Annotated in this window: 7 protein-coding genes and 1 tRNA gene; 4 read left to right on the plus strand and 4 right to left on the minus strand. The window is 45.3% G+C overall.

Going from position 1 to position 12,041, the window contains the following annotated elements; all coding sequences use genetic code 11:
• Positions 1-44: 44 nt before the first annotated feature.
• A complete protein-coding gene (locus PKI34_13205; GenBank protein ID HNS18765.1) occupies positions 45-392 on the minus strand; it encodes a hypothetical protein in 348 nt (115 codons plus the stop codon).
• A gap of 93 nt (positions 393-485) precedes the next feature.
• On the opposite strand from PKI34_13205, the gene folB reads away from it, so the two are divergent.
• Together folB and PKI34_13215 are read left to right on the plus strand one after the other, a co-directional pair.
• Positions 486-836, plus strand: coding sequence for a dihydroneopterin aldolase (gene folB / locus PKI34_13210; protein HNS18766.1), 351 nt, complete (start codon positions 486-488; stop codon positions 834-836).
• A gap of 47 nt (positions 837-883) precedes the next feature.
• A tRNA-Cys gene (locus PKI34_13215) sits at positions 884-954 on the plus strand.
• Positions 955-1,112: 158 nt separating this feature from the next.
• Here PKI34_13215 and PKI34_13220 read toward each other — a convergent pair.
• Positions 1,113-2,786 (minus strand): T9SS type A sorting domain-containing protein, encoded by a 1,674-nt coding sequence (locus PKI34_13220; GenBank protein HNS18767.1) that lies wholly within the window; start codon positions 2,784-2,786, stop codon positions 1,113-1,115.
• A gap of 295 nt (positions 2,787-3,081) precedes the next feature.
• Between PKI34_13220 and PKI34_13225 the strand changes: the two genes are divergently transcribed.
• Positions 3,082-3,930: a neutral zinc metallopeptidase gene (locus tag PKI34_13225; GenBank protein HNS18768.1), complete on the plus strand. Its 849-nt coding sequence runs from the start codon at positions 3,082-3,084 to the stop codon at positions 3,928-3,930.
• A gap of 25 nt (positions 3,931-3,955) precedes the next feature.
• Here PKI34_13225 and PKI34_13230 read toward each other — a convergent pair whose 3' ends face one another.
• Both PKI34_13230 and PKI34_13235 read right to left on the minus strand, forming a co-directional pair.
• A complete protein-coding gene (locus tag PKI34_13230; protein HNS18769.1) occupies positions 3,956-6,229 on the minus strand; it encodes a BamA/TamA family outer membrane protein in 2,274 nt (757 codons plus the stop codon).
• Positions 6,230-6,239: 10 nt separating this feature from the next.
• Positions 6,240-10,685 (minus strand): translocation/assembly module TamB, encoded by a 4,446-nt coding sequence (locus tag PKI34_13235; protein ID HNS18770.1) that lies wholly within the window; start codon positions 10,683-10,685, stop codon positions 6,240-6,242.
• A gap of 360 nt (positions 10,686-11,045) precedes the next feature.
• Here PKI34_13235 and PKI34_13240 point away from each other — a divergent pair, with 360 nt between their 5' ends.
• A complete protein-coding gene (locus tag PKI34_13240) occupies positions 11,046-11,720 on the plus strand; it encodes a hypothetical protein (protein HNS18771.1) in 675 nt (224 codons plus the stop codon).
• The last annotated feature ends 321 nt before the right edge of the window (positions 11,721-12,041 follow it).

The raw sequence follows: 12,041 nt of genomic DNA on the forward strand, positions 1-12,041 counted from the left end.
GGCGAAACCTTCAGGGGAGTAGCCCCTTTTAAAATTTTAGTCGGTCAGTAGTGATAAGTATCCATCAATTTATCGGTCTGTTTTCTCTGGCTGATCATCTGGCTCATGAATTCGGCTGCCTGCTCGTCAGTCATGGAAGCATACTGTTCGGCATATTGCCTGATGAGACCGATCCTGCCTTTACCCAGCGCTTTCCGTTCAACCTCATATTGATCATAAAGGGTCCAGAATGCATCATGTGTGGCTATATCAAGCTGGATGAACTCAGCCACCATTGCTTTCTTCTCCATACCAAACAACGATTGCATGAGTTGGATCTCTTCAGCATCCGACTGGGCATTTCCAAAGGTATAAAGGATCAGGCCCAGTAAAATCAAACTTAATTTTTTCATAGTCTTTTGGTTTTAATATGAATGACACAATGAAATAAAGAGCATCAAAAATATTAAATTTCTGATATTTTTGTGCAATAAAATCCAAATGTTATGGCGCAAATCTCTCTTGAGGGCATGGAATTTTACGCTCATCACGGCTGTATGAAGGAAGAACAGCTGATCGGCACCCGTTTTATGGTGGATTTTACCCTGGAAACCAATACGCAGGAAGCAGAAGAGACCGATGATCTGGTAAAAACCATCAACTATCAGTCAGTGTACGGGCTCGTCAAAGAGGAGATGAAGCATAAATCAAAACTCCTTGAGCATGTGGCGCATCGTATCCTTGACCGCGTTGGCCAGCAATTCCCTCAGATCGTCAGGGCAGAGGTAAAGATCTGCAAATTGAATCCACCGGTGGGTGGGAAAGTGGAGCGCGTCTGCGTAACACTTCGCAAATAATTGATTGCAAATTAAAGTTTAATGGTGTATCTTTGCACCTTCGTCACGGCAACATGGCCGAGTGGCTAGGCAGAGGTCTGCAAAACCTCGTACACCGGTTCGAATCCGGTTGTTGCCTCCGTGAATGACCATTGCCGAGTACCCAGGTAGAAGGAGAGGTGGAAGGAGAAGTAGAGATGCCAAAGGAGGGAGGATATCAGATATCATCCCTCCTTTCGTAACTCTCCCTGGCCTTCCACCTCTACCTCGATCTCGGTAATCAGCAATGGAAATTCACTATCGGTTCAACACCTTTTTAACCACGCTCCCCTGCTCTCCTGTCACCTTCACGAAATAGATCCCCGGATCCAGAAAGCTCATATGGATAATGGTTTCTTCTCCGGTGACCTGCTGTGCCCATACCATTTTACCTGCAGGATCCGTGATCTGGATAAGATTGGCATGATGGGTCTGAATGGTCAGCAGCCCGGATACCGGGTTGGGATAGAGGCTGAACTCCGGCTCAGTGGTTTCAGATATGGTAATGGGATTCACCCCCAGCGTGCCATCATCATTCATGTTCTGGGCATAAATGTCGTACGTTCCGCCCCTGGTGCTGGTGAAGCCTACGATCCACTGCTGATAGGCATACGTTGACAAAAAGGGATGAATGACCTCCTGGTTGGTATTTGAAATAAAGATATGCTGATCCGGCCAGACAAAATTGCCTGTTCTGTCGGTGCAGGTCGCCTTTATCCTGACATCACTGAAAGCGGATCCATAGGCTCCGTAGAATACATAGCAATGCTCCTGCTGAAAATCGGCTCCGAAAATCCCGTAGGTGGAACCTCCCAGCGGTATGATCGTTTTGCCGTTCGCGCCCCAGAGACGGGTGCCAAGGGATGAGACCGACTGCCCGGTCAATCCGGAAGAGATCTGGTCATAATCGGTCTCGTACCAGAAAAGAAAAATATCTCCCGTTTCATCCAGTCCTGCAATCTGGGGATAAAAACGCTGGTGACCTGAAGCCAGGCTAAGTTCCATCCCGTCTTCGGCAAGCAGAACATTTCCGTCACCATCCACATGTTGGACATATGCACTGCTAACCATATCAGAATTGCGGTCGTCGTGCCATGCAACGATCACCCCGTCATGTCCGTCAGCCTTGACCTGGATATCTGTCCAGGAATTAATGCCTCCGGCATCACTGACGACGGTTTCCTGGCTCCAGGCAGGTGTCCCGTTGATATGATACCGCATGGCATAAAGATAACGGGGGGCATACAGAGAAGTACCATTCCTTTTGGAAACTACAACGATGAAATCACCCCCGGAAACAGAAATCAACACGGGTACCCAATAGCAATAACTGCCTTCGGGTACCAGAACAATACCTCCTTCAGGCCAGAGAGCAGTACCGGTGGCATCATAGGCCACCATCACCAGGGGATAGTTGCTTTCGGTCGACCGTGTAAATGCAGCAACCACATTGTTCTCGCTGGTGACACATAGCACGGGACTGTATTCTGCAGTCTGATCCGTGGATACGACAATCCCATCCTGTCCCCAGAGGTGTTCTCCGTTCGGCGAGATCTTATAGATCACCGGATCAGGATTTCCATTGCGGATATCGGAAAATACGGTCACACAGTTACCTTCATGATCGGCCTTCGTATCGTAATCCGATATCCAGCTATCCTGGGTGTGATCACTTACCACTAAGGGCTCATTCCAAAGAAAGAATCCATCCCGGTTCAGGTATTGAAGCATCACATTGTAATTGCCTGATTGGATATCAAAATAAGAAATAAACACGTTGTCATTTGCACCAATCGCTACCTTGCACAGAGTCTGTTCATCCGGATCGGTGCAGACCGGCGTGTTCAGAAGAGGATCATCGCTCCATTGTGACCGGAGGATCAATGGGGAAAAAAGAATTACCATAGCGGAGATGAAGAAGATCTTTTTCATAATGGATTGAATTAGTATGTATTACATATATAAGAAATATTGATACTAAATTAAGGCATTCTTTAGCCGTTTGCAAGTTTCTTCAGGAAAATTATCAGGTATAGAGCACGGATTACACAGAAAACGTGTATGAGCGCTGAAATTTAATGCGTGCGCCTCCGTGTTTCCTCAGAACGTCTCTGTGGTTAAAATAAAAGGTTCATTACATGAATTACTGTGGATCATTTATGGAATTACTGTATTTTTACATCAATAAAACAACTTGAACAATATCAACTTCTAAAAGAATAACATTATGCGCTGGCAAGGAAGACGTCAAAGCACCAATGTGGAAGACCGCCGCGGTGGTGTGAGCGGCGGCAAAATAGCCCTGGGAGGCGGCCTGGGAACCATCATCATTGTCATCATTGTCCTGCTGCTGGGTGGCAATCCGTCGGGTTTACTGGATAACCTTCAGACCGGAACGGCAACAGAAGGCGACTACCAGCCCACGGCCCATGAAGAAGAACTGGCACAGTTCGTCGCTGTGGTCCTGGCGGAAACAGAAAATGTCTGGGACAGCATTTTCAGGGCAGGGGGAATGGTTTACCGGCAGCCCAAACTGGTTCTGTTCAGCTCGGCAGTGCAATCGGCCTGTGGTTTTTCCAGTGCGGCAACCGGACCCTTTTACTGTCCGGCCGATGAAAAAGTGTACATTGACCTGAACTTCCTGGAAGAAATGCAGGCACGGCTAAACGCACCAGGTGATTTTGCCATTGCCTACATCATTTCACATGAAGTCGGGCATCATGTTCAAAAACAGCTGGGAATCCTCGAACAGGTCCAGGCTTACCAGGGGCAGGTGGGTCAGACGGAATATAACCAGCTGACCGTGCGGCTGGAATTGCAAGCCGATTTTCTGGCGGGAGTGTGGGCGCACCATGCACAGCGCATGGCCAACATCATCGAAGAGGGAGACCTGGATGAAGCGTTTAACGCTGCCAGCTCGGTGGGTGACGACCGGATCCAGAAACAAACCCAGGGATATATTGTTCCCGACTCCTTTACACACGGCACATCAGCCCAGCGGGTGAACTGGTTCACCAGGGGCTGGCGCACGGGCGATATCAATCAGGGAGATACCTTTAATTCGCAAAATATCTAGCTATCCCTGACAGGCGCAAGGAGCATCAGAAGGGATATCCTATCGCAATGTTCCATATAAGGTTATCCTGGCGCCATGTTGAATTTTCAAATTCTATTTTATCAAAAATCCAGCGGTCCCCTTCGGGCAGGTATGGTTTGTATAAAGGAAAAGCCAGATCAATGCGGAATATGATAAAATTAAGATCGATCCGGAATCCGAATCCAGAGCCGATGGCAATGTCTTTATAAAAGGTATTTACACTGAATTGACCTCCGGGCCTCTGCGGATCCTCATTCACGAGCCATGTATTACCAGCATCGAGAAATAACGCCCCTTTAAAGAACCTGACAATGCCAAATCGGTATTCGATGTTTGATTCAAGCCGGATATCTCCGGTCTGATCGACATTTATATCGCTCACACTGTCAGGTGGATTATAGGTTCCCGGGCCCACCGATCTTGCCAGAAATGCCCTGATACTGTTGGTGCCGCCCACATAATACTGCCTGGAATAGGGTATGGTTGAAGAATTTCTGTAAGGCAGCCCACAGCCTGCAACCAGTCGAAAGGCTATCTGGTGTCTTGAATTGGGTGTATAAAAATACCTCAGTTCGCTGGTAATCTTGATAAACTGCGAATACGTCAGTCCAAGAAGTTTATATGGGTTTTCAGGATCCGGGGGGGAGCCGTGAATCATCCTGGCGAAAAGGCTGGCTAAATTGCCGGCAAGGTCGATGGTCTCGCTCAGGTAAATACTGTTTTTCCTGTTTCGCAGATCGATGCGGCTGTTTGTAAAGCTATAGCTTGTTCCAATGATGAACTGTTCCTCAAAACTTTTGGCTACGTTTGGATTATCAAGCAGGAACTGATCAAATTCGGCCGAAGATTCCGCGAGATTGGTAAAGCCAATATCCACCGGATTTAATTCGTGGGTAATGTTCTCCCTTGGCTTCCAGCTGTATCCCAGCGCCACATTCAGTGAATACATTTCGTAAAGGGATACCCTTGTATAGGTTCCTCCGCCGATGGTTAAAATCGTTTTGGGTGCCAGGTGCTTCTGAGCTTTTTCCTTAAACTTAAATGGGGCGAATTTAGGGAACGTCAGAGAAGCATTTAAAAGCAATTCATAGGAATATTGCCCTTTTGAGTCACCTCCGAACTGGACATCAAAATAACCGGCAAAAGTCAGCGACAATAGTTCGGCGCCACCAAATAGATTATGGTCCTTGAAATTCAGGTTAAGACCGGGGCCCGCATAGTTGTCGGATTTAACGGAAGCACTCATTTCAGTGCTCAGGGAAATTTTCCTGACAGGGGTCAGTAAAACATTCACATTCAATTTTCCCGGAAGGGATTCATCGGGTACAAACCTTGCAGATGCATATTTAAAAGCCCCGACACCCATCAGGCGTCTGAGTGTATAATAATGATCGGCTCGTGAGTAAATGCTGTCTTTCTCAAAAAAAACAAAGTTAAGAATGGATTGAGGACGGAACCTGTGTGTTTCCGACGCATAAAAGTAGTTGCCTACCCGCATAGTGTCGGGTCGATAATCCTGAAGCGAATAATCATCAAAGACATAGATATCATTAAAACTGAACACTGTAGATGCTTCAGCAGGCATTTCAGGTTTAAAATTCAACCACGTATCCATCTGCCGGTTTCCTGCGGTGGTATCTGCAGTAAAAAGCAGGTAATCCGCATTGAAATTAAAATATCCCTTATCTTTCAGGATCTTTTCAATGCGGCTTCGCTCGCTGTCAAAATTTTTCAGATCATACGGTTGCCCCTCTTTCAGTATTGATTCTGGCCGGAGCTTATGAATATCACCTGAAATTCCGGGGCTTCCTTCAGGGTAATGGATCGACCTCAACGTGTAGGGCTTTCCGGGCGAAATGAAATAGTTCACTTTTGCTGTTTTACGCTTGCTGATCATTTCAAAGTCAGCCCTGGCATTAAAATTCCCTCTGTTCTGTAACCTGTTTTCGATGGCAATGCCAATGTCCTGCAGATTGATATCTTCTATCAGGGTTGGAGGCTCTCCCAGCTTGTATTTCAGCCAGTACCGAAAATTATTCTTCTTTTTTGGTTCCCTTACCGTGTGATGTAAACTCAGAAGAGGTCGCATCCACAGTAATTTGGTGTTGGGCTTTATGTTGAAAAGATTCTTCAGTTCAGACCTTGTTTCAGAACGATCTGAAAGAAACTGCACGGAATCGGTATCCAGCTTATAGCCGGTATATAAATGACTGCCATCCGTAACGTTCCGGAGCCCTGTGCAGCCCGTAAGGAGTGCCAGGAAAAGTGTCGTTGACAACAGCAGAATATTATTTTTTATTCTTTTTTGTTGCATTCTTCTGCTTCGTGTCCCGTTTCTTCAAACTATCGAATTCCTTCTCGAAAGTCACCGCAATGCCGCTATAGGTAATATCACCTTCAAAAAAATCATAGCCGGTTTCGTAATAAGCTTTAAGTTTATATACTGCATTCTTAGTAAGATCGTAAGTGATCGTAAATTCATCTGAGTTATGCTCTGATGATGAAGTACCGGAATTCTTATTGGCATCCAGATCGAACGAACCCTGGGCCGTTACGGTTACCCGGTCGTTAAACAGTTGTTTGGAAACCCTGATATCCAGTTCGGTACTGGGATCACTTGCACCTCCGGAGCCATCATCATAGGTGGTCAAACCAAAGTTTAAATCTACCATATGGACATACTTGTTCGTAACTTTATTCATCTGGTCGGCGAGAATTCCGTTGACGCTGTTGCGTGCAGCGGTAGTTGCTATGTTGGATGTTGAACTCCCGGTGGATGCCATCGGGTCATCCGCTATAAAAGTACCTGCCACCAGCAGGGCAAAAACCTGCTTGTTCAGCTCAGACGCCATTTCTTGGGTATTCAGCTGTGCAAGTTTAGCGGCAATGAGCGGATTTTCCATAAGGTATTTTTCGGGCAGTGTGATATTAAAGCTGATTTCGGGCTGCACCAGTAAGCCACGGATATTGAGACTCACCTCGTATGGAAGGCTTTTCTGAAACATGCTTTTTTCTGTTTCGCCGATCGAGGAGGTTTCATTGGCCATCAGGGCAACCGACTGAGTCGTGACTACATATTGGGCGGTAATATTTAAATCGGCATCCATGGGTCTGCCTGACCAGGATACAGTGCTTCCCGGCTTGATGGTAAAATTCTTTTTGACAAGATCATAAAACGATAATGTGTAAAAACCGGATTTAACCTCATAGGTTCCCGTGATAGATTGCTTGCCGGTCGTGTCAACTGAAATATGCAGTTTTGAACTTCCGCTAATGGTCAGATGGTCACCTGAATTTGGATCGACATCAAGCGTAAATTTGGCTGCAGGATCAATTTCAAGGTTCAACGAAAGGTTTATGCCACTAAAGCGTGGAATGATGGAGTCGGATAGATAATCACCTTGCATGACCCCGGGAAGCGTGTCGTGAGTTTGGGAAGGATTCAGAAAATAAACGATGCCTTCAGAAGAAACCAGCTTTAGCTCGCTTCCGGGTAAAGCATACGTGAGGTTGGTGGTGCTGTCGATCTTAATATCTGCCTGTATTTTGGGGCTTTTGAACTCACCCTTGAGTTTGATATCGCTATTGAGTGAGAGCTTACCGAAAAACACAGGGTTATCAGAGGCAGTACTGTTTATAGGCTGAAAATCGCGGGTGACAAGGTTCAGATCGAACTCAAAATCCCTGAAGTTACTGATAAAAATATCGCCATTGACAGTGAGTTTCTTAGCCTGCACATCTTCAATCACAAAATCGTTGAACTGAATGCCCTTCTCATTTAAATTTATCCTCTGGTGACTGATCCTGGCAAGGAAATTCAGGCTGTTGATGTTAAATGCAGTTTCTTCAAAACCGATAAAGCCGTTTAGTTCAGGTTTTTCGGTGGTCCCTTTCAGTGATATTTCCCCATTAATTTTTCCGCTCATATCCGAGAGGGCATTAAAAGTATACTTCTCCAGACGGCTCAGGTCATCAATGTCAAGGAAAACATTCATATTAAACGTGGGGTTTTCCGATAAATTCCTGATATCCCCTTTCACAATGATCTTGTTCTGCTCATTTTCAAGTGAGGCATCAATATCCATTTTCTTATCCTCCTGATTGACAATGAAAACAAGGTCCACGTTCCAGGCCTGGCTATCAAGGATAAGCCCTTCAGGTAAAAACCGTATTCTGAAAAGGTCATCTCCAAGTTCAATTTCGTTGGCAAACAAATATTTCGGTTTTCCAATAGAATCGCTTATTCTGATCTCTGATAGAATTTTCCCCTTTTCTACCTGCTCCAGAACCCGAAGTTTTTCGATTTGCAGGTTCTCATAGGAGACTTTGCCGGCACGAAAATCCAGCGATAAACTTTCGCTTTTCCCGCTGACAATCATGCTGAGTGAGTCAAGGCGCACATTTGAATAAATGGCTGAAGGTAATTGCATCTCAAACGACAATTCGTTACCGTCACTCACGTAAGCCCCTTCCAGTTTATTGATTTCGAGTGAATTAAGTCCCGGCATTACCAGGCCCATGATATCATCCGGGATATGCATATTCACGCTAAAGGCAAGGTGTTTTCCTGGTCGTATCCGGTTGGTGTCAGACAACCCAAAATATTTTCGATAAGCTGATTGCAGGATTCCCCTAAAATTCTCAGGATTGATGTTCCCATTGATCATACCATCCGCTAAGTCCGTAGAGAACTGAATATGTAAACTATCCGGTGCCGAGATGGCGTTTATATTCAGCAAATCAACAGGAATGGATTTCTGGCCGACAAGAAACGTAGTATTCACCATCGCAAGGCTTGCCTCCGAATCATTTAATCCTGAATAACCGAGCTCTGCCGTTAAATTTGTGGTGAGGGCGAAATCCGCCTGCATTAAATTAAGGGCCCGCAAATTCAGCATCGATAGGTCCAGCCGGGCTGAATATTTTTGTTTTACCCCACTTAGATCCCCATCAGCGCTGAGTTCGAAGTCCAGGTTGGGATCGCGGGAACTGGCGCTTATTGAAAACGCGTTACCATCTATACGGCTGTTGATCTGGATGTTATTGTATGTATAGGCATTGTATTGAGCCGCCTGAATGTCTAAAGTGGCTGTTCCGGAAAGCGGGCCAACGATTAAGCCGGAGCCGCCGGCTTTGCCTGAGAAACTGGTTTCTCCCAACAGCGTATCGGCAACGATGACTCCCACCAGAATATCTTTCGCTGTAAAATCCACCTGGAAAGTATCCTGGACAGAAGGACCACGGTTTTGGTAAAACGCTTCTGCATCAATATTGCCGAAGGATGTAATCACCTGAATCGCTGCATGGATAGAACCGGTGTTCCCTTTGACATTTCCCCTAATGTCAAAGGATTCCGGTAAATTCAGTCCGGCGGTGACAGCGGGATCGACAAACTGATAAACATTCGTCAGGGTAGTAGAGAAACGGTCGATGGTGATATCGAATCCAAGTTTTGTCATATCGGGAAGGCCTGTGAGCCTGGCATGTGATTTTAAAGCGGTCTCCCGTAATAGCGTAATCTCAAGATTTTCAAGATTCAGATCATTAATTTTACCTTCCGCTTTTACCGAAATGAAGAGATCCGAGTTTTTAAATTTGCAGAAAATGCTGTCGGAAGCTAAAGCAGGGGCAAATAAAAATACATCGTCTGCACCCAAAATGCCATTTTTTAAATCCAGCATGACATTACAATTTCCGGGATCGGTCAGTAAGTCATTCAACCCAGCATAAGTCACCCTTGCATCTGCCGAAATTTTGCTTGTCGACGTTTCGACTTGTAAATTCCTGAATTCCATTTGCCGGCCTGTAAATTTCGCATCCACAGCCAGTCTTTTCAGGTCAAGTCCTCTGCTTTCGGTTAATTGCATATTTTTAATTTCCGCACGGTAACCAACCGAATCAATGTGGATATTGTGAATCCCAGCATTCAGGTTGATTATATTAAGAGCCTGATCATCAATGCCTTCAGGCAATTCGGGAGAAGTCATGCCATTGAAGCGGATGTTGGTATTTGCAATCGTTAACTGATCAGCTGTAATACCCCAGTCAGGGAAAATGCCTGCTTTATTACGGATTTCAGGGTTGTTAACAGCCCTGGTAGTACTATCCGCAGTAATCCCGGATTGAGTACCCCCTCCAGGTGGTGCCAGTGTTAACTCTATTGAGGCTCTTTTAACTAAGATTTCATTGATGTCAGCCAGTTTTTGATCCGGTTCGAAATTTTTCACAGTCACTTTAAAATCACCCAGGTCAAGCCTGGAATCAATACCAGCCGGTTCATCGGAAAAAGTTGCATGAATATTTCTCAGCTCAACATGCCTCACGATAACCGACCATGGCGATTCCGGATTATGTGTTGTATCTGATAGTTCAGCTGGTTTCGCTGAAACCGCATCCACGACGAACTGGAAATTATAGGTTTTTGCCTGATTTTCTCTGTAGATATGGGTGACAAGATTTTCAAGTTGCAGGCTGTTCACAATAACCTTCTTATGCAAAAGCCTTAAAAGATCCATATTCACGTGCAGGGAATGCAGGTAAAGCAATGTGTCGGCATTTTGGTCCTGAAAATAAATATCGTTGATGTCAACGGTTTTGGGAAAGGCAATTTTTATGGATCCTATGCTGATTTCGGTGCCGGTTTTCTTCCGGACCGAATGAGTGACCTTTGAAACAATGAAAGTCTGAACCGCGGGAATATTCAACACAAGAGAGAGGGCGAGCAAAACAGACATAACAGCAACGATTATCCGGAGTGAGATCCTGATCATCCGATGCCACACAGACTTTTTGCCCCGATATTCGTCTTTCATTGAAATTTACACCTTTGCATTTCAAAGTTCGTTCTTTTCAGTGAACTTTCAAACAAACCAGGATCATAATTTCAGTCGCAGGGAATTCAATGCTAACCCGTTATTAGGCTTGAAAGGAGAAAGGAGATTGGAGATTGGAGATTGGAGAAATTATTTCTCATCTCTCCTCTCTCCTTTCTCCTCTCTCCTCTCAAATAATTGGATTTTGCCGAATCGCGGAGGCCATGATGTATGACCATAGTGAATTTGGTCTATCTTTGGCAACCTAATTCCATCATCACCATGAAATACCTTTTTTCAATTCTCATTTCAGGGATCATCCTTACGGCATGTTCCACGACGAGTTCTCTGACGTATTCCGAAAAAGTGAGCGATGATGCACCGAAAAAATACACTAATATTGGTGTTCTCGCCGTACTAAAATCGAACGATGCCCGTATCAACATTGAAAACGCTGTTACGGAAATGCTCCGTTCAAAAGGATATCCTGCCAACTATACCTGGGACGTCTGGCCCTTTGCCAATAACCTTGAACTGATGAAAAAGCACGGGATTGAAGGGGATAAAATCAAAGAGATGCTTCAGCAGCGTGTGATCTCGCAGAAAATGGATGCACTGCTGATCATCACCCTTTTTGATGCGGTGAAAGAACAGAGGTATGTTCCCGGAAGCGGTGTGTCAGTAGGTGTAGCGGTGAATCCCGGAATGTACCCGGTATATGCGTATCCCTATTATTCCTATTATGGTTATGCCTTCAATACCATTTCTGACCCCGGTTATTATGTTGAATCCTCCACCTATTTTACAGAATCCAATCTTTACGATATTGTATCTGAGCAGTTGATCTGGACGGGGCAGATGAGCACAAAGCTGGAATCCAGCCTGGAAACTGAAGCGCAGAAATTCAGTGAGGTTCTCATCAGCGGAATGATTAAAGACAAAATCTTTGCGCAATAGCGATTGCCCCGGGGAATTTACCCATTTACGAGGTTGTGTCAAAAGGGATTATTATAATGAAAACCGCAAAGATGCAAAGACGCAAAGTCCTCATAATCAATATTCTTATTCTTAGCGACTTCACGACTTTGCGGTGTAAAATGACTTTTGACACAACCTCGTGCAGGGGTGGGGTACATTAAAAACTAAATGCCAGGCCCACACTGACGGTAAGATATCCCTGGGTATCCAGCTCACCTGACTTGAATCCGGTATAGTATTTCAGTCCCAGCTTGAAAGCGGTACCGGGCGACATTTCATACATCAGGCCGAATTCCGGTT

The organism is Bacteroidales bacterium (assembly GCA_035342335.1).
Taxonomy (GTDB): domain Bacteria; phylum Bacteroidota; class Bacteroidia; order Bacteroidales; family JAGONC01; genus JAGONC01.